General features: G+C 66.5%; 26 protein-coding genes. 6 read left to right on the forward strand and 20 right to left on the reverse strand.

All coding sequences use genetic code 11. The annotated features are described in order from the left end of the window. Window positions 1-523: 523 nt before the first annotated feature. From AC5P9L_RS01605 to rlmE, 3 genes are all read right to left on the reverse strand, one after another. On the reverse strand, window positions 524-709 hold the full coding sequence (locus AC5P9L_RS01605) for a hypothetical protein (protein ID WP_005409016.1): 186 nt from the start codon (window positions 707-709) through the stop codon (window positions 524-526). 102 nt (window positions 710-811) lie between these two features. Then, entirely contained in the window at window positions 812-2,746 is a 1,935-nt protein-coding gene (ftsH, locus tag AC5P9L_RS01610; RefSeq protein WP_005409015.1) for an ATP-dependent zinc metalloprotease FtsH, read from the reverse strand. 69 nt (window positions 2,747-2,815) lie between these two features. Further along, a complete protein-coding gene (rlmE, locus tag AC5P9L_RS01615) occupies window positions 2,816-3,448 on the reverse strand; it encodes a 23S rRNA (uridine(2552)-2'-O)-methyltransferase RlmE (protein ID WP_005409014.1) in 633 nt (210 codons plus the stop codon). A 65-nt stretch (window positions 3,449-3,513) separates the two neighbouring features. Between rlmE and yhbY the strand changes: the two genes are divergently transcribed. Together yhbY and AC5P9L_RS01625 are read left to right on the forward strand one after the other, a co-directional pair. After that, window positions 3,514-3,819, forward strand: coding sequence for a ribosome assembly RNA-binding protein YhbY (gene yhbY, locus AC5P9L_RS01620; protein WP_004152868.1), 306 nt, complete (start codon window positions 3,514-3,516; stop codon window positions 3,817-3,819). A gap of 13 nt (window positions 3,820-3,832) precedes the next feature. Beyond that, window positions 3,833-4,207, forward strand: coding sequence for an Mth938-like domain-containing protein (locus tag AC5P9L_RS01625; RefSeq protein WP_005412930.1), 375 nt, complete (start codon window positions 3,833-3,835; stop codon window positions 4,205-4,207). 25 nt (window positions 4,208-4,232) lie between these two features. Here AC5P9L_RS01625 and AC5P9L_RS01630 read toward each other — a convergent pair whose 3' ends face one another. The 5 genes from AC5P9L_RS01630 to surE all read right to left on the reverse strand — a co-directional run bounded on the left by AC5P9L_RS01630 (window position 4,233) and on the right by surE (window position 7,932). Next, on the reverse strand, window positions 4,233-4,724 hold the full coding sequence (locus AC5P9L_RS01630) for a hypothetical protein (RefSeq protein WP_088431984.1): 492 nt from the start codon (window positions 4,722-4,724) through the stop codon (window positions 4,233-4,235). 333 nt (window positions 4,725-5,057) lie between these two features. Continuing rightward, entirely contained in the window at window positions 5,058-5,849 is a 792-nt protein-coding gene (locus AC5P9L_RS01635; RefSeq protein WP_076739961.1) for a peptidoglycan DD-metalloendopeptidase family protein, read from the reverse strand. Next, window positions 5,846-6,460 (reverse strand): YqaA family protein, encoded by a 615-nt coding sequence (locus tag AC5P9L_RS01640; RefSeq protein WP_005409010.1) that lies wholly within the window; start codon window positions 6,458-6,460, stop codon window positions 5,846-5,848. Before AC5P9L_RS01640 ends, AC5P9L_RS01635 begins: the two co-directional genes overlap by 4 nt. 18 nt (window positions 6,461-6,478) lie before the next feature. Beyond that, window positions 6,479-7,156 (reverse strand): protein-L-isoaspartate(D-aspartate) O-methyltransferase, encoded by a 678-nt coding sequence (locus AC5P9L_RS01645; RefSeq protein WP_005409009.1) that lies wholly within the window; start codon window positions 7,154-7,156, stop codon window positions 6,479-6,481. Beyond that, window positions 7,153-7,932, reverse strand: a complete 780-nt coding sequence (gene surE / locus AC5P9L_RS01650; protein ID WP_005409008.1) for a 5'/3'-nucleotidase SurE — start codon at window positions 7,930-7,932, stop codon at window positions 7,153-7,155. The genes AC5P9L_RS01645 and surE overlap by 4 nt, the downstream gene beginning before the upstream one ends. A gap of 209 nt (window positions 7,933-8,141) precedes the next feature. Between surE and AC5P9L_RS01655 the strand changes: the two genes are divergently transcribed. Further along, window positions 8,142-8,681 carry a Smr/MutS family protein gene (locus AC5P9L_RS01655; protein WP_005409007.1) on the forward strand — a complete coding sequence of 180 codons (540 nt, stop codon included), beginning with the start codon at window positions 8,142-8,144 and terminating at the stop codon, window positions 8,679-8,681. A gap of 123 nt (window positions 8,682-8,804) precedes the next feature. Here the strand turns inward: AC5P9L_RS01655 and truD are convergent, their stop codons facing one another. From truD to AC5P9L_RS01705, 10 genes are all read right to left on the reverse strand, one after another. After that, window positions 8,805-9,836 carry a tRNA pseudouridine(13) synthase TruD gene (truD, locus tag AC5P9L_RS01660; protein WP_005409006.1) on the reverse strand — a complete coding sequence of 344 codons (1,032 nt, stop codon included), beginning with the start codon at window positions 9,834-9,836 and terminating at the stop codon, window positions 8,805-8,807. Continuing rightward, a complete protein-coding gene (ispF, locus tag AC5P9L_RS01665) occupies window positions 9,833-10,330 on the reverse strand; it encodes a 2-C-methyl-D-erythritol 2,4-cyclodiphosphate synthase (protein ID WP_005409005.1) in 498 nt (165 codons plus the stop codon). Before ispF ends, truD begins: the two co-directional genes overlap by 4 nt. A gap of 34 nt (window positions 10,331-10,364) precedes the next feature. Beyond that, the gene (ispD, locus tag AC5P9L_RS01670) at window positions 10,365-11,063 is read right to left on the reverse strand and encodes a 2-C-methyl-D-erythritol 4-phosphate cytidylyltransferase (RefSeq protein ID WP_005409004.1); all 699 of its coding nucleotides are present in this window, start codon (window positions 11,061-11,063) and stop codon (window positions 10,365-10,367) included. Continuing rightward, entirely contained in the window at window positions 11,060-11,413 is a 354-nt protein-coding gene (gene ftsB, locus AC5P9L_RS01675; protein WP_005412924.1) for a cell division protein FtsB, read from the reverse strand. The genes ispD and ftsB overlap by 4 nt, the downstream gene beginning before the upstream one ends. Window positions 11,414-11,417: 4 nt before the next feature. Continuing rightward, window positions 11,418-12,710, reverse strand: a complete 1,293-nt coding sequence (gene eno / locus AC5P9L_RS01680) for a phosphopyruvate hydratase (protein ID WP_005409002.1) — start codon at window positions 12,708-12,710, stop codon at window positions 11,418-11,420. Between the two features lie 96 nt (window positions 12,711-12,806). After that, window positions 12,807-13,136, reverse strand: coding sequence for a hypothetical protein (locus AC5P9L_RS01685; protein WP_005409001.1), 330 nt, complete (start codon window positions 13,134-13,136; stop codon window positions 12,807-12,809). Continuing rightward, on the reverse strand, window positions 13,136-13,483 hold the full coding sequence (locus AC5P9L_RS01690) for a hypothetical protein (protein WP_065183391.1): 348 nt from the start codon (window positions 13,481-13,483) through the stop codon (window positions 13,136-13,138). The genes AC5P9L_RS01685 and AC5P9L_RS01690 overlap by 1 nt, the downstream gene beginning before the upstream one ends. Further along, a complete protein-coding gene (gene kdsA / locus AC5P9L_RS01695) occupies window positions 13,480-14,310 on the reverse strand; it encodes a 3-deoxy-8-phosphooctulonate synthase (protein ID WP_005408999.1) in 831 nt (276 codons plus the stop codon). Before kdsA ends, AC5P9L_RS01690 begins: the two co-directional genes overlap by 4 nt. 89 nt (window positions 14,311-14,399) lie before the next feature. After that, entirely contained in the window at window positions 14,400-16,064 is a 1,665-nt protein-coding gene (gene pyrG / locus AC5P9L_RS01700; protein ID WP_005408998.1) for a CTP synthase, read from the reverse strand. Window positions 16,065-16,464: 400 nt separating this feature from the next. Further along, window positions 16,465-16,698, reverse strand: coding sequence for a hypothetical protein (locus AC5P9L_RS01705; protein WP_005408997.1), 234 nt, complete (start codon window positions 16,696-16,698; stop codon window positions 16,465-16,467). 172 nt (window positions 16,699-16,870) lie between these two features. Between AC5P9L_RS01705 and parE the strand changes: the two genes are divergently transcribed. The 3 genes from parE (at window position 16,871) to AC5P9L_RS01720 (ending at window position 21,138) form a co-directional block, all read left to right on the forward strand. Then, window positions 16,871-18,760, forward strand: a complete 1,890-nt coding sequence (parE, locus tag AC5P9L_RS01710; RefSeq protein ID WP_005408996.1) for a DNA topoisomerase IV subunit B — start codon at window positions 16,871-16,873, stop codon at window positions 18,758-18,760. 192 nt (window positions 18,761-18,952) lie between these two features. Further along, a complete protein-coding gene (locus AC5P9L_RS01715) occupies window positions 18,953-19,531 on the forward strand; it encodes a GNAT family N-acetyltransferase (protein WP_024956351.1) in 579 nt (192 codons plus the stop codon). Window positions 19,532-19,641: 110 nt separating this feature from the next. Beyond that, window positions 19,642-21,138, forward strand: a complete 1,497-nt coding sequence (locus AC5P9L_RS01720; protein ID WP_227415197.1) for a S10 family peptidase — start codon at window positions 19,642-19,644, stop codon at window positions 21,136-21,138. A 372-nt stretch (window positions 21,139-21,510) separates the two neighbouring features. Here the strand turns inward: AC5P9L_RS01720 and AC5P9L_RS01725 are convergent, their stop codons facing one another. Next, on the reverse strand, window positions 21,511-22,632 hold the full coding sequence (locus AC5P9L_RS01725) for an inorganic phosphate transporter (protein ID WP_005408993.1): 1,122 nt from the start codon (window positions 22,630-22,632) through the stop codon (window positions 21,511-21,513). A gap of 13 nt (window positions 22,633-22,645) precedes the next feature. Continuing rightward, window positions 22,646-23,272, reverse strand: a complete 627-nt coding sequence (locus tag AC5P9L_RS01730) for a DUF47 domain-containing protein (protein ID WP_079221423.1) — start codon at window positions 23,270-23,272, stop codon at window positions 22,646-22,648. Window positions 23,273-23,506 lie beyond the last annotated feature (234 nt).

Genomic DNA, 23,506 nt, shown 5'->3' on the forward strand with positions numbered 1-23,506 from the left:
GATTCCGGCGTGGGCGCCAAGCTACATGGCGATCGTCGAGATCCAGGCTCGTACGGCGGCCCACGCCGGCTCTCGACACCTACGCTGACAGATTTTCATCAGATAAGGCTCGGTCGCCGCATCCATGCGGCTCACGCCCCCGCAACCGGACCCGCCCCGCCTTCGACAGATCTCCGCGATCTGCAGTAGATCCACGCCATGCGTGGATGAATCTCCATCGGAATCGAATATTTCGAATTGGAATCGAAATGCATCCACGCATGGCGTGGATCTACCGTGTCGACCAAGGTCGACACCTACCAACAGCAGCAGGAATCTGTCAGAGGTGGGGCGGTGTGGGCTGGCAGGACCGTTGGCGCCATGGATGGCGCCATCGAGCCCCCAGGGACGGGTTTACGGCGTGTCCTGCTAACCCACACCGCCCCGCCAAACCACGGAATGCCGCTGTCGCTGTTGCTGTTGAGGTTGCCGGCCAGCGGCCGGCACTACTACGGGTGCAGGGCGAAGCCCTGCCGACACCCCCTCAACGGCGGCGGCGCTTGCGGTCCACGTACAGGGTCTTGGCGATGCTCAGCACGATGCCGACCCCGATACCCACCACGCAGCCCAGCAGCAGGTTGTCGGCCCCCAGGCCCACACCCACGCCGACCACGGTGGCGATCACCATTTCGGCAGTGTGGGAAATCGGTTCGGGCTTCGGGGCGGACATGCGGGCTCCAGCGTCAGATCGGATCTTCGGGATGGGCCAGTGGCCCGGAAACGACGAAGCCGGGTTGCCCCGGCCTCGTCTGGTGTCACCTGCAGCGGGCCGTCAGTGCGATTCGGCCGGGCCTGCGATCGGCGGCAGCGGACGGGCGTCGCCGCCCTTGTCGTTGCCACCATCCTTGTTCGACTTGCTCCAGCCCGCCGGCGGCGGCGGATCGCGGCCTTCCATGATCGCGTCGATCTGCGGCGCGTCGATGGTCTCGTACTGCAGCAGCAGCTGCGACATCGCGTGCAGCTTGTCGATGTTCTCGGTCAGCAGCTGGGTCGTGCGGGCGTAGGCCTTGTCGAGGATGTTGCGCACTTCTTCGTCGATCCGGCGCGCCGTGTCGTTGGACACGCTCTTGTGCTGGGTGACCGAACGGCCCAGGAACACCTCGTCGTCCTCTTCGCCATAGGCGATCGGGCCGAGCTGCTCGGACAGGCCCCACTTGGTGACCATGTTGCGGGCCATCTTGGTGGCACGCTCGATGTCGTTGGAGGCGCCGGTGGTGACCTTGTCCTCGCCGAAGATCAGCTCTTCGGCGACGCGGCCGCCGTACAGCGAGCACAGCTGCGACTGGATCGCCACGCGGTTCATCGAATACTTGTCGCCTTCCGGCAGGTACATGGTCACACCCAGCGCACGGCCGCGCGGAATGATGGTGACCTTGTAGACCGGGTCGTGCTCGGGCACCAGGCGGCCGACGATGGCGTGGCCGGCCTCGTGGTACGCGGTCAGGGTCTTCTCGTCCTCGCTCATGGCCATCGAGCGGCGCTCGGCACCCATCAGGATCTTGTCGCGGGCACGGTCGAAGTGGTCCATGCGGACTTCCTTCTCGTTGCCGCGCGCGGCGAACAGGGCCGCCTCGTTGCAGAGGTTGGCCAGGTCCGCACCGGAGAAGCCCGGGGTACCACGCGCGATCACCATCGGCTCGACGTCGTCAGCCAGCGGCAGCTTGCGCATGTGGACCTTGAGGATGTGCTCGCGGCCCTTCACGTCCGGCAGGCCGACCACGACCTGGCGGTCGAAACGGCCCGGGCGCAGCAGCGCCGGGTCCAGCACGTCGGGACGGTTGGTCGCGGCGATCACGATCACGCCTTCGCCACCCTCGAAACCGTCCATTTCGACCAGCAGCTGGTTCAGGGTCTGCTCGCGCTCGTCGTGACCGCCGCCCAGGCCGGCGCCACGGTGGCGGCCGACGGCGTCGATTTCGTCGATGAAGATGATGCACGGCGCGTGCTTCTTGGCCTGCTCGAACATGTCACGCACGCGGCTGGCGCCGACGCCGACGAACATTTCCACGAAGTCCGAACCCGAGATCGAGAAGAACGGCACCTTGGCTTCGCCGGCGATGGCCTTGGCCAGAAGCGTCTTGCCGGTACCCGGCGGGCCCACCATCAGCACGCCGCGCGGAATCTTGCCGCCCAGCTTGGTGAACTTGGACGGGTCGCGCAGGAAGTCGACCAGTTCGCCCACTTCTTCCTTGGCCTCGTCGCAGCCGGCGACGTCGGCGAAAGTGACCTTGATCTGGTCTTCGCCCTGCAGCTTGGCGCGCGACTTGCCGAAGGACATCGCGCCCTTGGCACCGCCGCCACCGCCCTGCATCTGGCGCATGATGAACAACCAGAAGCCGATGATCAGGATGACCGGCAGGAAATTCATCAGGATCGCGCCGAGGGAAATGCCGCTGGACGGCTCCTCCTGCACGATCTCCACGTTCTTGGTACGCAGCACGTTGATCAGGTCACGATCGAACGGCGCGGTGATGGTGGACGACTGCCCACCGCGGGTGGTGTAGGTCAGCTGGCTGGTGCCGCCACGCATGTCGCCGCCAAAGGCGACCTTCTGCACGTTGCCGCTGTCCACCTGGTCCAGGAACTGCGAGTAGGACGCGCCCTGCGCGCCGGCCCCGGAGGACTTCGGCGAGAAGCTCTGGAAGACCACCATCAGCACGACGGCGACGACCACCCATAGCAGGAGGTTCTTGGTCAAGTCGTTCATCCTCATTGGCTCCGGTGTTCCTCTCAGTGCTGGCGTTGCGTTGGGGTCGAACTTGCGTACGTTGCGAGCTTACTTCATGTGGGCGCGTTTTCCCTGACCCAAGGCATACACCTCGGGAGAGCGCTTGCGCGACGCTTCCGGCTTGCGGATGGAGACCTTGTCGTACCGGCGGCGCATGTCGCGCACGTAGTCGTCAAAGCCTTCACCCTGGAACAGCTTGATCAGGAACGCCCCACCGGTCTTCAGGTGGTTGTCGGCAAAATCCAGGGCCAGCTCCGCCAGGTGCATCATCCGCGGCTGGTCGACCGCGCCTACACCACTCTTATTGGGGGCCATGTCCGACAGCACAAGGTCTACCGGCTGATCCCCGAGCATGGCTTCAAACTGCGATAGGACGGCTTCTTCCCTGAAGTCACCATGAAGGAACTCCACGCCGGCCAGCGGCGGCATGTCCAGGATGTCCAGCGCCAGCACGCGACCGGTGTCGCCGATCTGTCTCCGCACCTGCTGAGACCAGCCGCCCGGGGCGGCACCGAGGTCGACCACCACCATGTGCGGCTTCAGCAACCGGTCACGTTCCAGCAGCTCTTCGAGCTTGTAGGCGGCGCGCGAGCGCATGCCTTCGGCCTGGGCCTTCTTCACGAAGGGGTCGGAGAAGTGTTCCTTGAGCCAGCGCTGGCTGCTTTTGCTGCGGGTAGCCATTGAAAATAGGGGCTGATGGGGTCCTCATGATACCCTGATCGCCCCATTCAACCGTGTTTTCCTGCATGTCCATCGCCCTGACCGCCTCCCAGACCCGTTTCCTGCGCGGCCAAGCCCACGACCTGAAGGCCCTGCTGCAGACCGGCGGCAAGGGTGTGACCCCGGCCTTCATCGCTGAGCTGAACGAAGTGCTGGAGCGCCACGAGCTGGTCAAGGTGAAGGTCGCTGCCGAAGACCGCGACGCCCGTGACGTGATGATCGGCGAGATCGTCGAAGCCACCGAAAGCGCGCTGGTGCAGCGCATCGGCCACGTCGCCGTGCTGTACCGCCCGAGCAAGGAACAGCGCCAGATCGTGCTGCCGCGCGGCTGATCGCCCTACTGCCATGCAGCTGAACCACGAACCGCCGGATTACGCCTATAGCCTCCGTGCCGCCGATGGCCGCTCGGCCAAGGTGAATGACCAGGCGCTGGGCAGCAGTTTCTTCCTGACCCCGGACCAGCTGGTCACGCAATGGCCGGTGGTGAGCGCCACTGCGCTGCAGCTGGCTGACCTGGAGCCGATCCTGGCGCTGAATCCGGCGCTGATCGTGCTCGGCACGGGTGACCGTCAGGTGTTCCCGCCGGCGGTGGTGATGGCCGCCTGCCTGTCACGCGGCATCGGTCTGGAAGTGATGAACAATCCAGCCGCCGCGCGCACCTTCAACATCCTGGCCGGCGAAGGCCGCAAGGTCGCCGCCGCCTTCATTCTGGAAGGCTGAGTTCGAGTCGCCGGGTGGCTCCCGGCTAGCTGCGCGAAGGTGTGCAGCGGAATGCCGAGAACGCCTTGAGCCGGCCAATCAGGTTGCCGCCCTGCCCCCAGCGGATATCCATGACCTTCCAGTCCCGGTCCTGCCGCTGCAGCAGGACCCGGTCGGTCCAGCGATAGTCGCCCACGGCCATGTCGACATGGATCCAGGTGGCGTCACCGCTCGATCCGGGCATTCCCACGGATATCGTTTCCGGTCGATCCGGCGCCAGCAGATACGGGCTCTGGTCCAGCATGTGCGGCTTTTCATCAGGCGCCGCCAGTGCGGTGCAGGCCTGTTCATATGCACGCTGCCCAGCGATGGCTGAGCGGAGGGCCTCACCCAGCAGCGGGGAAATGGCCGTTTCGTTCGACGTCGGTGCCTGGATGGCGTCGTAGAGGCGGGTGACCACGTCACGTGGATCGCTGCTGGCGGCGGCCGCCAATGGCGCGACGATGAGCAGCACGAAAAGGGCTGTTGGGCGAGACATGCGGCACCGGAGTGGGGGGGCCGTTGAAGCATGCCGCTTCCCTGGCTCGCCGGGAAGCTTGAGATGCGCCACTCATGGTCGCAAATGGCCACCCACGGCGGCCAGCGTACAGCGAGTCGAGCATGGCTCGACGCTACAGGTCGGCAACGCCGAGCATTGCCCGGCGCCACCCGATCCCACAGTCTCAACGCGCCGGCAGGTATTGCTGCGGGTCCACCGGCTTGCCGTTGTAGCGGGTGAGCCGGCGGTGTTTGCGGCCCATGGGCCGCACCGTTGGCGAACGCCCGGCGCGCTGCGCCGGGCCGGGGATCCGCCCAGATGGCGAATCGACGATCAGCGTGCCGGGAGGTACTGCTGCGGGTCCACCGGCTTACCGTTGTAACGGATCTCGAAGTGGACCATGTCGCGGTTCGCACCGGTGCGGCCCATCTCGGCGATCTGCTCACCGGCCTTCACGCTCTGCCCTTCATTCACCAGGCGCTTGCGGTTGTGGCCATAGGCCGACAGCCACTGGTCGCTGTGCTTGATGATGATCAGCTCGCCGTAGCCAACCAGGCCGGCGCCGGAGTACACCACCACACCGTTGGCGGTGGCCTTGACCGGCTGGCCGCTGGTACCGGCGATGTCCACGCCCTGCTTGGTCGCGTCACCGGCCACGTAGCGACCGACGATCGCGCCATCGGCCGGCCAGCGCCAAGCGATGTTGCTCTTCACCGGACCCACCGGCGCCGGGGCCGGGGTCGATGTGGTGCTGCCGCCGCTGCTGCCACCCGAGCGTGGCGGGGTGACCACCGTGGTCGGCGCGCGGCCGCCGCTGGCACCGGCCGGATACAGTCGGATCACCTGCCCCGGATGGATGGTCGAGGGGTTGTCCAGGCTGTTCCAGGCAATCAGGTCGGCCGGGGTGATGTCATGGATGCGGGCCAGCGCATAGATGGTATCGCCCTTGCGCACCACCACGGTCTGCCCGGGCTTGGGCACCGAGGTCTTCGGCGTGGTCACACCGCCACCGGTGCTGCCACCACCAGGACGAACCACGGTTGCGGTGCCGCAGGCGGCCAGGGTGGAAACCAGCAACGCCAGCGCGCCGATGCGCACTCCCTTGCTCAGACGATCAGGATTCATGCGAACTTCGACCTCCATACAAGCCAGGCGATCAGCACCACCACCAACGCGGTGGCGATCCAGCCCAGCGGTTCAATCCAGCGACGCAGTGCCGCTTCAGCACGCGCACCACCGATACGGATGACCGCAGCCAGCACGAACACGCGCTTGCCGCGACCGATCAGCATGCTCAACAGGTACTGCGGCATCGGCACGCCGACGATACCCGATGCCCACGTGAAGACCTTCATCGGGATGGGCATGAAGCCGCCCAGCACCAGGAAGGTGAACACCGCCCACGGCGACTCGGCCATCTTGGCCTGCACGGTGGTGATGCCCTGCTCGATGGCCGGCAGCATGCCCAGTGCTTCGAACAACGGCTTGATCGCTTCGAAGGCGTAATGACCCAATGCATAGCCAATCAGCGCGCCGACCATCGAGCCGGCCAGACTGAGGGTGGCGAACCACCAGCCGCGTTTCGGCTGGGCCACGCACATCGGCGCCAGCATCACTTCCGGCATCACCGGAAAGATGATCGCCTCGAAGAAGCTCAACACCGTCAGGTAGGTCGGCGCGCGTTCGTGCGCCGCCCACTTCATCGCCCGCTCGTACAGCGGCCCGAAAATCTTCATGCAACCCTGCTCCGTGGATTAGTCGAGCATGCCGGACAGCAGCGGCACAAAGGTGACCGGCGCAAGCACGCGTTGTTCGATGCTGCCGTCAGCCCTGCGGTCCAGCTGCACCAGCGACTGCCCACCCGGCCCGCCGACCGGCGCCACCAGGCGGCCGCCCTCGGCCAGCTGCCCGACCAGTTCATCGACCAGTGCAGGCGCCGCGGCGGTGACGACGATGGCATCGAACGGGCCGTGCTCGGCCCAGCCCGCGCGGCCATCATCATGCTTGGTGCGGATATTCATGCCCAGCGCACGGAAGCGCTTGCGCGCCTGTCGCAGCAGGTCGCCGATGCGTTCGACGGTGTAGATCTCCAGGCCCAGCGCGCCGAGCACGGCGGCCTGGTAGCCGGAGCCGGTACCGACCTCCAGCACTTTCTTCGGCGAGACCTGCAGCACGGCTTCGGTCATGCGCGCCACCACCCACGGCTGCGAGATGGTCTGGCCGTGGCCGATCGGCAGGGCGGTGTCTTCGTAGGCGCGTGACGCAAGCGCTTCGTCGATGAACAGATGACGTGGCACCACCCGGATCGCATTCAAGGTCGACTCGTCGACGATGCCAGCCTCGCGCAGGCGATCGACCAGGCGGTCGCGCACACGCTGCGAGGTCATGCCGATGCCGACGGCTTCCGGTTGCAGGCGCAGGCGTGGACTCATGCCGGCTGGTCCAGCGCGGCGCTGAGGCCGCCGACCCAGCTGGCCACTTTCTCCAGTGCCTGGTAGCGGGTCAGGTCGACCTGGATCGGGGTGATCGAGATATGCCCGGTGCGCACCGCGTGGAAGTCGGTGCCGGGGCCGGAGTCCTGCTCACGACCGGCCGGGCCGATCCAGTACACCTCGTTGCCGCGTGGGTCCTTCTGCGCGATGCAGCCTTCTGCACGATGGCGGTTGCCCAGGCGGGTGACCTCGAAGCCCTTGACCTCGTTCCACGGCAGGTCCGGCACGTTGACGTTGAGGATGGTGTCAGCCGGCAACGGATCGGCCTTGAGCCGGGCGACGATCTCCACCGCAGCGCGCGCGGCGGTCTCGAAGTGTTTCGGATCGTGGTTGCGGGTAACCAGCGAGACCGCCACCGCCGGCAGGCCGAGGAAGCGACCTTCCATCGCCGCCGAGACGGTGCCGGAATAGATCACGTCATCGCCGAGATTGGCGGCGTTGTTGATGCCGGACACGACAATGTCGGGTTCGAACTCGAGCAGCCCGGTCAGCGCCAGGTGCACGCAGTCGGTCGGGGTACCGGCCACCGAGACGGTGTAATGGTCGATGCGCTTGAGGCGGATCGGCAGGTCCAGGGTCAGCGAATTGCTGGCGCCGGAGCGATCGCGGTCGGGCGCGACCACCGTGACTTCGTGACCGGCCTCACGCAGCACCGAAGCAAGCATCCGGATGCCTGCGGCGTCGACGCCATCGTCGTTACTGACCAGGATTCGCATCTTCGATTTAACCGCTTGATTTTCCAAGAATTCGATTCCATCACCGTGCAGTGTGGGCGGGACCGTCGTACTCCCCTGCGGAAGCCGTCGACCCTGCAAGGGCATCGTCTATTGTGCCGCATGCGAGCCGCCGGTCCTACCCTGCCGGCGGTCACGGCCGACATCGAACCGTCATAGGCAGACCTGCGCCAGCGGTTTACCCTGTGCGCATGTCGCACCCTGAAGACGAAGATCCGGCCGCGTTGTTCCGCGCGGCCATCGGCGAAGTGACGCCGCTGCGCAAGGATGCCGAGCCGGCACCGGCTGCGCCCCGGCCGAAGCCGCGCGCGCGCATGGCCGAACGTGACGAGGCCGAAGCCGCCGGCGAGTTCGCCCGGCTGCTGCGCGACAGCACGCCACTGGAAGCCGGCGACGTGGCCAGCTATCGCCGCGACAACCTGCCACCTCGCCTGTTCCAGCGCCTCAAGCGTGGCCAGTATTCGGTGCAGGACGAACTGGACCTGCATGGCGCCACCGCCGCGCAGGCGGAGACGCTGCTGCGCCAGTTCCTGCTGGAAGCGCATGCACACGAGTATGGCTGCGTGCGCATCATCCACGGCAAGGGATTGCAGTCCGACGGCGGTGCACCGGTACTGAAGAACCTGGTCGACCGCCTGCTGCGGCTGCGCAACGACGTACTGGCATTCCATTCGGCGCCGACCGGGCAAGGCGGCACCGGCGCGGTGCTGGTGCTGCTGGCGCGGCGCTGAAAAAAGGGGACGCCATGAGTCCAGGTAGAGTCGACTGTCAGTCGACTGCTCTTCCAGCGGCAAGCGAATACCCCGCGCTGCGCGCGCAAGTCGACTGACAGTCGACTCTACCGCGCGCCCTGCTCAGGCCTGCGAGGCGTCTTCGACCGGGCCGAGCTCGTGCAGCACGGCGGTGGCGTAGCAGCCCGGCGGCAGCGCGAACGATAGCTCCAGCACGTCATCGCCCAGCCACTGGTGCTGCAACAACGCGGGGCGCAGGCGCAGCGCGCGGCGCTCCTGCTTCAGGCGCGCGTCTTCCAGGCCGGCCCGCAGTGCCTTCGATTCCTCGTCGTCGAGCGCGGCCAGCTCCAGCTCGCGTGCCGCTTCGGTGCTGCGCAGCTCGCCTTCGCCCCACAGCGGTGCGCTGGGATGGATGTCGAACCGCGCGAGGCGCTCGGCCAGCACGTCGGTGTACGGCTCCGGGCCGAACACGCTGCGGCTGCCGTCCAGCATCCACACCTCGCCGTCCAGTGGCTGATCCCAGTTGCCCTGCTCCACGCGCGCAGCCAGCACGCGGTTGAACAGCGCCGATCGGGCGGCAGACAGCAGCAGTGAACGCTGGTCCTTGCGCATGCGGCGGCCACCGAACATCGCCAGTGCCGCCGGCACGTTGCCGCCGTCGCGGCCAAAGCGCTGCTCGCCAAACCAGTTCGGCAGGCCGCGCCCGGCAATCTGCTGCAGGCGTTCGCTGATCGCTGCGGCATCGCCCTGCACCTCGCGCAGGACCAGCTTGAAGCGGTTGCCGGCCAGTGCGCCACGCTGCAGCTTGCGGTTGTGCCAGGTCGCTTCGAGCACTTCGATCTCGTCACTGGCCAGCTCGGCCAAGTCCGGCGCAATGCGCTTGGGCAGGTGCACGCTGAAACGCTGGGTGGTGACCGCGTGGCGGTCTTTCATGCCGGCGTAACTCACCGCCATTTCCGGCAGGCCCGCCCACTTGGCCAGCACCTTGGCCACATGCACGGTGTTGGCACCGCGCTTTCGGATGTGCAGCAACAGGTGCTCGCCTTCGCCGGTGGCCTCGAAGGCCGGCAGCTCGTCAACCTGGAAATCGTCTGGCGTGGTGCGGATGCGCGCCGTCAACAACGGCGCACCAAATGCCAACGGCAGCGGAATCATGCCGCCACCAGCAACACGACCGCCTGTGCGGCAATGCCTTCACCACGGCCGGTGAAGCCCAGCTTTTCCGAGGTGGTGGCCTTGACGCTGACCGCATCCAGCGGCAACTGCAGCAGGCCGCCGATGCGCTCACGCATCGCCAGCGCATGCGGGCCAACCTTCGGCCGCTCGCAGATCACGGTGATGTCGGTGTTGCCGACGCGCCAGCCGCGCTCGCGCAGCAGGCTGTCGCAATGACGCACGAAGTCGCTGCTGTCGGCGCCCTTCCAGCGGTCGTCACTGGGTGGGAAATGCTGGCCGATGTCGCCCAGCGCAAGCGCACCGAGCATCGCATCGCACAAGGCGTGCAGGATCACGTCGCCATCGCTGTGCGCAAGCACGCCACAGCTGTGTGGAACGTTCACGCCGCCAAGCATGATGTGATCGCCTTCGCCGAAGGCATGGACGTCGTAGCCCTGGCCGATGCGGACGGGCGGGAACGGTGCGGTGCTCATGGATGCAACCCTTGCAGCAGGGCCACGCGGACGGTCAGCCGGCGCGGCGGGAAAGTACGAATTCGAACCGGTCCAGATCGGCCGGGGTGGTGACCTTGAAGTTGTCCTCGCTGCCTTCTACCAGCAGCGGGCGCTGGCCCTGGCGCTCCATGGCCATCGCCTCGTCGGTGACTTCAACACCGGCGGCAGCGGCGTCGGACAGCGCGCGGCTGAGCTGGTGGCGGCGGAACAGCTGCGGGGTCAGTGCACGCCACAGGCGCTCACGCGGCTCGGTGCCATCGATGCCACCGTCGTCGCCTGCACGCTTGAGCGTGTCACGTACCGGTGCGGCCAGGATCGCCCCCACCGGGTCGGTACGACCGACTTCAAGCAGGCGGCCGAGATCGGCCGGCGACAGGTTCGGCCGCGCGGCATCGTGGACCAGTACGAACTCATCAGCGCGCACCGTCTCCGGCAGCGCCTGCAGGCCAGCCAGCACCGAAGCGGCACGGGTCGCGCCACCGATGCAGGTCAGCACCGGCTTGCCCGCCCACTCGTTCCAGCCGGGCCAGTCGGCGTCGTCCTGGCCGATCACCACCATCGCCCCGGCCACGGCCGGGTGCGCCAGCAGGGCGTCCAGGGTATGGGCAAGCAGGATCTGTCCCCCTGCCTGCAGGTATTGCTTGGGCAACGGCGCGCCGAAGCGGGTGCCACGGCCCGCAGCCGGAACCACGACCCAGATGGCCGCACTCATGGCACGTCCGCCGGGTGGTCGCCAACCTGCGCACTGACACCTGCCGCAGGCTGCGCCGGGTGGACCGGCGCATCCTCGACCACACGATAGAACTTCTCGCCGGGCTTGATCATGCCCAGCTCGCTGCGTGCGCGCTCCTCGATGGCGGACTGGCCTTCCTTGAGGTCCTTCACTTCGGCAGCGAGCGCGTCGTTGCGCTGCTGCAGACCCTCATTGTCCCGCTCCTGGTTGGCGACCTGGGCTTCGAGCATCATCACTTCGCCCGAATTGCCCGGACCGAACCAGAAGCGGTACTGCAGCCAGCCCAGCAGCAGGGCCAGCACCAGCAGCATCCAGCGCCAGTCGCGCATCGGCTCAGCGCTTCAGCGAAACGAACGCGTCACGACCGGCGTAACGCGCGCCGGCACCGAGGGCTTCCTCGATGCGCAGCAGCTGGTTGTACTTGGCCACGCGATCGCTGCGGCACAGCGAACCGGTCTTGATCTGGGTGGCGGTGGTAGCCACTGCGATGTCGGCGATGGTGGTGTCTTCGGTTTCGCCCGAACGGTGCGAGACCACCGCGGCATAACCGGCGCGGTCGGCCATGGCGATCGCTTCCAGGGTTTCGCTCAGGGTGCCGATCTGGTTGACCTTGATCAGGATCGCGTTGGCGGTGCCCGAGTCGATGCCTTCCTGGAAGATCTTCGGGTTGGTCACGAACAGGTCGTCACCGACCAGCTGCACCTTCTTGCCGATGCGGTCGGTCAGCAGCTTCCAGCCAGCCCAGTCGTTCTCGGCCAGGCCGTCTTCGATCGTGATGATCGGGTACTGCGCGGCCCAGTCGGCGAGGAAGTCGACGAACTGCTCGGAGGTCAGGCGCTTGTTCTCGCCGACCAGGTTGTACTTGCCGTTCTCGAAGAATTCGCTGGAGGCGACGTCCAGGCCCAGCAGCACGTCTTCACCGGCGGTGTAGCCGGCCTTGCCGATCGCTTCAAGGATGGTGTCCAGCGCTTCGACGTTGCTGCGGAAGTCCGGAGCAAAGCCGCCTTCGTCGCCGACCGCCGTGCTCAGGCCGTGGCCCTTCAGCACCGACTTCAGCGAATGGAAGATTTCGGTACCGGCACGCAGCGCTTCGGAGAACGAGGTGAAGCCGACCGGCAACACCATGAATTCCTGGAAGTCGACGTTGTTGTCGGCGTGCGCGCCGCCGTTGATGATGTTCATCATCGGCACCGGCAGCGACGGGGTCACGCCGGTCCTGGCGGCCAGGTACTGCCACAGCGCCTGCTTGTTCGATGCGGCGGCGGCGTGCGCAGCGGCCATCGAAACACCCAGCAGCGCGTTGGCACCCAGGCGGCCCTTGTTCTCGGTGCCGTCAAGGTCGATCAGGCGACGGTCGAGGCCGGCCTGGTCGGTGGCCTCAAAGCCCTTCAGCGCGGCGGCAATCGTGGTGTTGACGTTGTCGACGGCCTTGCGCACGCCCTTGCCCAGGTAACGGGTCTTGTCGCCGTCACGCAGCTCGACCGCTTCCTTGGTGCCGGTCGAGGCGCCGGAGGGAACCGCGGCACGACCGAACGAACCGTCCTCCAGGATGACTTCGGCTTCCAGCGTGGGGTTGCCACGACTGTCGAGGATTTCACGGGCGTGGATGCTGCGGATCGTGCTCATGGTCGGACCGGTTACCTGTCTGGAGAGGGGGCGACAAAACGAATGCCGCGTGATTATCCCCGGCTGCCCGCCACTTGCCAAATGGCGTGGGCGGCTTCAGCCCCAGCTGGACCCGATCACGATCAGGACCATCGACACCAGCATCACCAGCAATGCACCAGCAAGCGCCGCCAGGATGGGGCCACGCCGCCGTCGCCAGGCCAGCACCATCGCCACCGGGCTGCCCAGGAAGGACAGCACCATCGTGACCAGTGCGCCCAGCAACCACCACTGCGTGGCCTGCACGCCGTTGTTCCCGTCCCCCGGCGGCCGGAAACCGGCGGTGAAGGCCAGTACGCCCACCACCAGGGCGATCCAGGTCAACACGGACAGCCCCAGGGCGATCAGGCCCCAGGGCCAGCCTCGCGCCGATGTGGTCGCATTCATCAAAGCACTCCGTAGAACAGGGCGCCGAGCCATAGCGAGAGCAGGATGATCGCCAGGCGAGCGGCCACCTTGCCGCGATTCAGCCTCCAGGCCTGCACAGCAGCAGCGACGCATCCCACTGCACCGAGCAGCTCTGCCACCAGCAGCGCAATGAAGTACGCCCGCAGATCGAGTGCGCTGCTGCCATCACCCGGCGGCCGCACGGACGCGGCACCGATCAGCACCAGCCCGAACATGCCCACAGTGAACAGCACGGCCAGGCCCAGTGCAATCAGGCCCCATGGCCACTGTTTCCAGTGCCGGCGGCGGCGCTGGGTTTCCAGCGCCAGCCACGGGTCACGACTCACGCGAAGCGCGAGAAGCCGTGCTTCTTGGTCACTGCGTCGAGTTCCATCAAGGTTTCAAGCAGTGCTTCCATCTGGTCCAGCGGCCACGCATTGGGGCCATCGGACAGCGCCTTGGACGGATCCGGATGGGTCTCGGCGAACAGGCCGGAGATGCCCACCGCCACGGCGGCACGCGCCAGCACCGGCACGTGCTCACGCTGGCCACCGGAACTGGTGCCCTGCCCGCCCGGCAGCTGCACCGAATGGGTGGCGTCGAACACCACCGGGCAACCGGTGTCGCGCATCACCGCCAGCGAACGCATGTCGCTGACCAGGTTGTTGTAGCCGAAGCTGGCACCACGTTCGCAGACCATGATCTGCTCGTTGCCGGTGGCCTTGGCCTTCTCCACGACCGGCTTCATGTCCCACGGCGCCAGGAACTGGCCCTTCTTGATGTTGACCGGCTTGCCGGCCGAGCACACCTTGCGGATGAAGTCGGTCTGGCGGACCAGGAACGCCGGGGTCTGCAGCACGTCCACCACCGAGGCCACTTCGTCCATCGGGGTGTATTCGTGGACGTCGGTAAGCACCGGCACGCCGATCTGCTTCCTGACCTCGGCCAGGACCTTCAGGCCCTCTTCCATGCCCGGGCCACGGAACGCGGTGCCCGAAGTACGGTTGGCCTTGTCGAAGCTGGACTTGAAGATGAAGTTGACGCCGAGCTTGTCGGTGACTTCCTTCAACTTGCCGGCGGTATCGAGCTGCAGCTGCATCGACTCGATCACGCAGGGGCCGGCGATCAGGAACAGGGGCTGGTCCAGCCCGACCTCGAATCCACACAGTTTCATGGCGTTTCCTTGTTGTCCGCAGCACCGGCCGGGCCGGTGCGCTGGGGGTTGAAGCATGCAGGATGGGGGCCGAAGCCCCCATTCACAAGTCAGGCGCGCGCTTCGGAAAGCAGCTTGCCGCCGGCCTTGCGCTCGCGTGCGGCGCGGATGAAACCGATGAACAGCGGATGGCCGTCACGCGGCGTGGACAGGAATTCCGGGTGCGCCTGGCAGGCCAGGAACCACGGGTGCGCGTCGCGCGGCAGTTCGACCACTTCCACCAGGGTGTCGTCCATCGACTTGCCGGCGATCACCAGGCCGGCATCTTCCAGCTGGGTGCGGTAACGGTTGTTGAACTCGTAACGGTGGCGGTGACGCTCGGCGACGACGTCCTTGCCATACAGCTCGCGGGCCAGCGTGCCCGGCTTCAGGCGCTGTTCCTGCAGGCCCAGGCGCATGGTGCCGCCGAGGTCGCTCTTGTCGTCGCGCTTTTCCACGTCACCGGTCGCGGTGCGCCATTCGGTGATCAGGCCGATCACCGGGTTCGGCGACTGGCGGTCGTTCTCGGTGCTGTTGGCACCTTCCAGGCCGACCACGTTGCGCGCGTAGTCGACCACGGCCGCCTGCATGCCGTAGCAGATGCCGAAGTACGGCACCTGCTGCTCGCGGGCGAACTTCGAGGTCAGCACCTTGCCTTCGAAACCACGGTCACCGAAACCACCCGGCACCAGGATGCCGTCGACATCGGCCAGTGCGGCCATGTCGGTGCCTTCCAGGTCCTGTGCTTCCAGCCACTTCAGGTTGACCTTGGTGCGCTGGCGCAGGCCACCGTGCTTGAGGGCTTCGCCGACCGACTTGTAGGCATCCTGGTGATCGACGTACTTGCCAACCACGGCGATGGTCACTTCGTCCAGCGGATGCAGGGTCGCGTCGACCGCGTCTTCCCACATCGACAGGTCGACCGGGCCGGCCTTGTCGGCCAGCTTCAGCTGGTTGACCACGATCTCGTCCAGGCCCTGCGCGTGCAGGCCCGACGGAATGCGGTACAGCACGTCCACGTCCGGCACGCTGATCACCGCGCGCTCGGAGACGTTGGTGAACTGGGCGATCTTGCGGCGCTCCGAATCCGGCACCGCCTGCTCGGAGCGGCACAGCAGCACGTCCGGCTGGATGCCGATCGAGCGCAGCTCCTTCACCGAATGCTGGGTCGGCTTGGTCTTCAGCTCGCCGGCGGCGCCGATGTACGGCACCAGGGTAAGGTGCATGAACAGCGCCTTCTCCGGGCCACGCTCGGTGCGCACCTGGCGGATCGCTTCCAGGAACGGCAGCGACTCGATGTCGCCGACAGTACCGCCGATCTCGACCAGCGCCACGTCGTAACCTTCGGTGGCTTCATCGATGCAGCGGCGGATCTCGTCGGTGATGTGCGGGATGACCTGCACGGTCGCGCCCAGATAGTCGCCACGGCGCTCCTTGCGGATCACGTTCTCGTAGATGCGGCCGGTGGTGACCGAGTTCTTGCGGCTCAGGCGGGTGCGCACGAAGCGCTCGTAGTGGCCCAGGTCGAGGTCGGTCTCGGCGCCGTCGTCGGTGACGTAGACCTCACCGTGCTGGAACGGGCTCATGGTGCCCGGGTCGACGTTGATGTACGGGTCGAGCTTCATCATCGTGACCTTCAGGCCACGGGCTTCGAGAATGGCGGCCAGTGACGCAGCGGCAATGCCTTTGCCGAGCGAGGACACCACGCCGCCGGTTACGAAAATCAAGGGAGTCATGGCTGCAAGCATCCTGTCTGGAAATGGAAAACGGCAGCACCACGCGCACCCGGAGGGCGGGCATGGAGCTTGAAGGGGGTTTTCCGGTTCGCTGGGGCAGCGAGGGAGGTGCTGGGCCGTGCGGCGGCAGGCGCCGGACGGGGACCACCCTGCGAGGTCGGGGCGGCCGTGCCGGTCAAATCGACCGTCACCTGCGACCCGCATTGCTGGCGACCACGCATGGCCGTGCCAGCCCATTCGCAAAGGGTGGACACGCACTTACTCCCGGAAAGCCATAGTTTACAGATTGATGGCCGCCAACCCAAGGGGCAGTTGCGGCCATCACCCAAAAGAAACGCCCCGCTGGGCGGGGCGTCGGGGGGCGAATCCCTTGCGGCAAGGGCTTCGGAGGGCGGAAGAATTACTTCTTCTTCCGCGCCTCTTCTTCCTCTTCCTGCTGCGGGGCCGGCTGGCCCTGCGCCTTCATTTCGGCATTGGCCTGGGCGCGGCGCTTGGCCTTGGCATCGGCTTCGGCCTGCGCCTTGTCGGCCTGGCCACCCTGCTGCGGGGCCGGCTGGCCGGCGTTCTGCGCCACCACCAGCGGCACTGCAACGGCGGCAGCGGCCAGGATCGCAATGGTCAGCAACTTCTTCATGAGGTCCTCCTCGCGGTATGGCTTGGATGTTTCGACCCAACGGGGGTCGCCGGCATTCAGATTCCAGCGGCTGCCATTTTACCCCCTCTGCGTCGCCGAGACTGAACCGCAGGCGTGCAAAATCCCGTGCCAGACCCCACACTTGCCCGTCGCTCCAAGCTTTCGAAGACAGATGAACGCCCGCTATAACGCCGCCGATATTGAAGTCCTGTCCGGCCTTGACCCGGTCAAGCGCCGTCCCGGCATGTATACCGACACCGCGCGCCCGAACCACCTGGCGCAGGAAGTGATCGACAACTCGGTGGACGAGGCCCTCGCCGGCCACGCCCGCTCGATCGAGATCACCCTGTACAAGGACGGCAGCGTGGAGGTCAGCGATGACGGCCGCGGCATGCCGGTGGACATCCACCCGGAAGAGAAGATCCCGGGTGTCGAGCTGATCCTCACCCGCCTGCATGCGGGCGGCAAGTTCAGCAACAACAACTACACCTTCTCCGGCGGTCTGCACGGCGTCGGCGTCAGCGTGGTCAATGCGCTGTCGACCCTGGTGGAAGTGCACATCAAGCGCGAAGGTGCCGAGCACCGCATCACCTTCCGCAACGGCGACCGCGCCACGCCGCTGGAAGTGGTCGGCAGCGTCGGCAAGAAGAACACCGGCACCCGCGTGCGCTTCTGGCCGGACCCGAAATACTTCGACACGCCCAAGTTCGCGGTGCGCGCGCTGAAGCACCTGCTGCGCGCCAAGGCCGTGCTGTGCCCGGGCCTGACGGTCAAGCTGACCGATGAGGCCACCGGTGAAGTCGACACCTGGTACTACGAAGACGGCCTGCGCGATTACCTGAAGCTGGAACTGGGCGAACGCGAATCGCTGCCGGCCGACCTGTTCGTCGGCAACCTGAAGAAGGACACCGAGGTGGTGGACTGGGCCGTGGCCTGGCTGCCGGAAGGCGAGCTGGTGCAGGAAAGCTACGTCAACCTGATTCCCACCGCCCAGCACGGCACCCACGTCAACGGCCTGCGCACCGGCCTGACCGAGGCGCTGCGCGAGTTCTGCGACTTCCGCAACCTGCTGCCGCGCGGCGTCAAGCTGGCCCCGGAAGACGTATGGGACCGCGTGTCGTTCGTGCTGTCGCTGAAGATGACCGACCCGCAGTTCAGTGGCCAGACCAAGGAACGCCTGTCCTCGCGCCAGGCCGCCGGCTTCGTTGAAGGCGCCGCCCACGATGCCTTCAGCCTGCTGTTGAACCAGAACGTCGAGCTGGGCGAGAAAATCGCGCAGATCGCCATCGAGCGCGCCAGCGCACGCCTGAAGACCGAGAAGCTGGTCGTCCGCAAGAAGGTCACCCAGGGCCCGGCCCTGCCCGGCAAGCTGGCCGACTGCATCAGCCAGGACCTGTCGCGTACCGAGCTGTTCCTGGTGGAAGGCGACTCGGCAGGGGGCAGCGCCAAGCAGGCCCGCGACAAGGACTTCCAGGCCATCATGCCGTTGCGCGGCAAGATCCTGAACACCTGGGAAGTCTCATCCAACAGCGTGCTGGCCTCGGAGGAAGTACACAACCTGGCCATCGCCATCGGCTGCGACCCCGGCAAGGACGACATCAGCGGCCTGCGTTACGGCAAGGTCATCATCCTGGCCGACGCGGACTCCGACGGCCTGCACATCGCAACCCTGCTGACCGCACTGTTCCTGAAGCACTTCCCGGCGCTGGTCGATGCCGGCCACGTGTTCGTGGCGATGCCGCCGCTGTTCCGCATCGACGTGGGCAAGCAGGTGTTCTACGCCCTGGACGAGGAAGAAAAGCGCTCGATGCTGGACAAGATCGAACGCGAGAAGATCAAGGGCGCCATCAACGTGACCCGCTTCAAGGGCCTGGGCGAGATGAACCCGCCGCAGCTGCGTGAATCCACCATCCACCCGGATACGCGCCGCCTGGTGCAGCTGACCGTGGACGATCGCGAGCAGACGAGCTCGCTGATGGACATGCTGCTGGCCAAGAAGCGCGCCTCCGACCGCAAGGGCTGGCTGGAGTCGAAGGGCGATCTGGCCTCGCTGGAGGTCTGATCCTGGCACGGGGTCGGATCCCTTTGCCTGGCAAAGGGCTCTGACCCGCTGCCCGGTAGTGCCGGCCGCTGGCCGGCAACCTCGACTGCCGGCCAGCGCCCGGCACCACCGGCTCATGCGCCCTTGGCATTACGCCGCCATCGGCAAACCCGGCGGCGGCATAATGCGCGTCCACCCGTGTGGACCATCGTATTGGCCAGCCACTCGCTGCTGTTCCCCGCCCTGCCGCTGCACAGCGCGCGGTTGGTGCTGAGCCCGATCCGCCGTGACGACGCGGCCGCGCTGTTCGCGCTGCAATCCAATCCGGACGTGATGCGCTGGTGGAACCATCCGGCCTGGACACGACCGGCCGAAGCCCGCGAACAGATCGACGACGACCTTGCCGCGCACGCGATCGGCACCCAGTTGAAGCTGGCCCTGCGCGAATCACCCAACGGCCCACTGCTGGGCGTCTGCGTCGCATTCGCCATTGATCGTGAGGCTATGCGGGCCGAGATCGGCTATCTGCTGGCGCCCGACCGCCAGGGCCAGGGCTACATGCATGAGGCCCTGCAGCAGATGCTGGGCTATCTGTTCCACACCCTGCACCTGCACCGCATCGAAGCCGAGATCGATCCACGCAACGTACCCTCGGCACATGTGCTTGACCGCCTCGGCTTCCACCGCGAGGGGGTGCTACGCCAGCGCTGGCGCATTCAGGGCGAGCTTTCGGACTCGGCCGTCTATGGCCTGCTGGCCAACGACGAAGCGGCAGCCGCCCTGCCCGTTTGATCCAATCTGGCCGCAAGCCGCTGCAGAACGTGGCCATGCCTTTGGACACATACGGCGTGGTGCTCCACCGGCCTAGCATCGGAACCCCCTTCCGCTGCCGATCCGGTGCCATGAAGTCCCTGCTGCACACTGCCGCGCTCTGCGTCGGCCTGCTCATCGCCCCCACCAGCGTGCTGGCCGCGCCCGCCGCTGACACCAAGCTCGATTCGAAAGACGACAGGACCGACGCGCCTGCGCTGCCCGCCGATGCGTCGGCGCGCCAGAGCATGCGCCTGGCCGGCCGCACCCTGGACTACACCGCCACCGTCGGCACCCTGCCGGTGCGCGATGAGAAGGGCAAGGTCATCGCCGATGTGGTGTTCACTGCGTACACGATGCCGGGCAAGGACCGGCCGGTGACGTTCGCGCTCAATGGCGGGCCCGGTGCCTCGTCGGTGTACCTCAACATGGGCGCGATCGGGCCCAAGGTGGTCACCTTCGGCTCGGAAGGCGACAGCGCCTCGGCGCCCGCCACCCTGCATGACAACCCGGGCACCTGGCTGGATTTCACCGACCTGGTATTCATCGATCCGGTCGGCACCGGTTTCAGCCGCGCGCGCATCGGCGATGACGAGGCGAAGAAGCAGCTGTACAACCCCGGCGCCGACATCGAGTACCTGTCGCGCTCGATCTACGACTGGCTGCTGCGCAACCAGCGCATGGCGTCACGCAAGTACCTGACCGGCGAGAGCTACGGCGGCTATCGCGGCCCGCGCATCACCCATTTCCTGCAGACCCGGCTGGGCGTGGCGATGAACGGTTTGGTGCTGGTCTCGCCGTACCTGAGCCCGACGCTGGAAGACAACGCCGACGTCTCGCCGATGGCATGGATGCAGACGCTGCCGTCGATCGCCGCGGCGCACCTGGAGCGCCAGGGCAGGCTCACCGACGCGGCAATGCGCGAGGTGGTGGAGTACACCCGTGGCGATTACGCCACCGCGTTGATGAAGGGCCGCAGCGATCCGCAGGCGACCGAGGCGATGCTGCGCCGGGTGACCGAGCTGACCGGGCTTGACCCGCAGTTCGTGCGCCGTGCCGGTGGCCGTCTTGAAACCCAGGCCTACCTGCGCGAAGTATTCCGCGACAAGGGCACGCTGGGCAGCCGCTACGACTCCAATGTGACCGCGTTCGATCCATTCCCGAATGACCCGGAGCAGCGCGCCAATGATCCGCTGCTGGACAGCATCATTGCGCCGACCACCACGGCGATGGTCGACTTCGTGACGCGCGTGGTCGGCTGGAAGGTGGATGCACGCTACCAGGCGCTGAACTACGACGTGAATCGTTTGTGGGACCGCAACGGCGAGCTGCGCCAGGGTGCGGTGACCCAGCTGCGCCAGGCGGTGGCGATCGATCCGCATCTGCAGGTGCTGATCGTGCATGGCTGGAACGACCTGTCGTGCCCGTTCATGGGCTCGATCCTGACGGTGGACCAGATGCCGGCGATGGGCAGCAACCCGGACCGGGTGCAGGTGCGGAGCTATCCGGGCGGGCACATGTTCTACAGCCGGACGGACAGCCAGGCGGCGTTCCGCAAGGATGTGCAGGCGCTGTTCCAGCGTAATTGAGGGGTTCGGCCGGGCCTGCGGCCCGGCACCCGCCGGATCGACGGCAACGGCAACGGCGACGGCAAAAGCAGGGTTTCCGTGGGCTGGCGAGGTGGGGTGGGGTTGCAGGACACGCCGTAAACCCGTCCCTGGGGGCTCGATGGCGCCATCCATGGCGCCAACGGTCCTGCAACCCCACGCCACCCCGCCGCTGACAGGTTCCTGCTGCTGTTGGTGGGTGCCGACCGTTGGTCGGCACGGGATCGGATCCCTGTTTCTGCTCTGGTAGGTGTCGACCTTGGTCGACACGATGTGTCCGGAAGAACTCTCTGCCCATGAAAAAAGCCCGCCGGATACCGGCGGGCTTTTTCGTTTGCAACCTTGGCGTGGCGATCAGGTCCAGCCGAACAGCTCGAACAGCTTCAGGATCAGGTACGCACAGCCGCCGGCTGCCGGGATGGTCAGGATCCAGGCCCAGACGATGCGTTCGATCACGCCGAACTTCAGCGAGCGCGGGTTCTTGGCGAAGCCGACGCCCATGATCGCGGTGGAGATGCTGTGCGTGGTCGAGACCGGCATGCCGAAGTGGGCGGCCAGGGTCAGGATGGTGGCCGAGCTGGTCTCCGCGGCGAAGCCGTGGATCGGGTGCAGCTTGACCATCTTGTGGCCCAGGGTCTTGATGATCTTCCAGCCGCCCGAAGCGGTACCGGCGGCCATCACAACCGCACAGGTCAGCACGATCCACATCGCGATGCCGTCACCGGCGTGGGCGTCCGGGTGCATGAAGGCCAGCCAGGACGGCAGGTCATCCAGTGCGCCGGTGGCCTCGGCACCGATCAGGGTCATGGCGATGATGCCCATGGTCTTCTGCGCATCATTGTGGCCGTGGGCGAAGCCCATGTAGGCCGCCGAGGCGATCTGGGCCTTGCCGAAGAAGGCATTGACGATGCGCGGGCGGGCCAGGCGACCGATGGCGCCACCGATCCTGGCCAGGCCGGCGATCAGGCCCCACAGCAGCACCATCACCACGATGCCGAGCAGGAAACCGGCGATCGGCGAGGTGATCATCGGCACGAACACCTTCCACAGCAGGCCCTTGTTCTGCGCCCAGCTGCCCAGGCGCTCGGACCAGATCAGCGCGTCCCAGTTGTTGTGGGCGGCCGCCAGGCCGGCGCCGCAGAGGCCACCGATCAGCGCATGCGAGGACGAGGACGGCAGGCCCTTCCACCAGGTGATCAGGTTCCAGATGATGCCGCCCAGCAGCGCGCACAGGATCACCTGCGGGGTGACCTCGACCACGTTGGTGTTGAGCAGGCCCGAAGCGATGGTCAGCGCCACCGCGGTGCCGGTCAGCGCACCGATGAGGTTCATGAAGGCGGCCAGCATCACCGCCCAGCCGGGCGAGAGCACCTTGGTCGCGACCACGGTGGCAATGGAATTGGCGGTGTCGTGGAAGCCGTTGATGAACTCGAAGACGAGTGCGGCCAGGATCACCACCAGGACAAGGGTCAACATGCGGCGGCGTCCGTCAGCTGTTCTTCAACACGATCTGGTACGCCACCACGCCGGCCTCGCGGCAGCGGTCGATGGCCTTTTCCAGGATCTCGAAGAATTCCTTCAGCAGGAACATCTGCAGGTTGTCCAGGCGGCCCGAGTAGATGTCGCGGTACAGCTCGAGCATCAGGCGGTCGGCCTCGTTCTCCAGCGAACGCAGCTTCTCGTTCAGCGCGGTCATCCGGTCCAGGTTCATGTGGCGCAGGTCGGCCACCATCTCCACCACCACGCCGGCGGCCTGTTCCAGCATCGCCGCGCGCGGCGCGAAGTCGATGTGCTCCAGGTGGGTCGTGGCCAGCGAATAGCGATCGGCGAACTTCTCGATCTGCTTGGGGATCTTGTACAGGGCCGAGCCCAGCGCTTCGATGTCTTCGCGCTCGATCGGGGTCATGAAGCTGTCCACCAGCGCCTGGCTGATCTTGTCCGAGGCCGCGCGCTCGCGCAGGCGGGCCAGCTTGAAGGCGTCCAGCGCCGGCTGGCGGTCGGCCTCGCGCAGCATCGAATGCAGTGCCTTGGCGGCGTCGTTGGCCGCGACGGCGGCCTCATCAAGCAGGGTGTAGAACTGTTTGCCGGAACCGAAAATGGTCTGCAGAGAGAACATTGAGAAACCTGTCAGCCGTCGCGGGAAGGACGGCACCAGGACGAATTATGACGGCTAGATGACCATTCCGGGTATCCCCGCCCCCCAAGAGGGGGTGGAAACCCCCAACCTGAACAGGTAGTTGCCACCCTGCCATGGGCCTTTGCTAAGATGCCAGCGCGCCCCCGGGCGCACCTTATGGACGACGACCCTTACCCCCCTGCGCCGCGCCGGACCCCGTTCCTGAGCGCCTGC

The sequence above is a fragment of the Stenotrophomonas sp. YJH_SMC_64 genome, assembly GCF_059371375.1.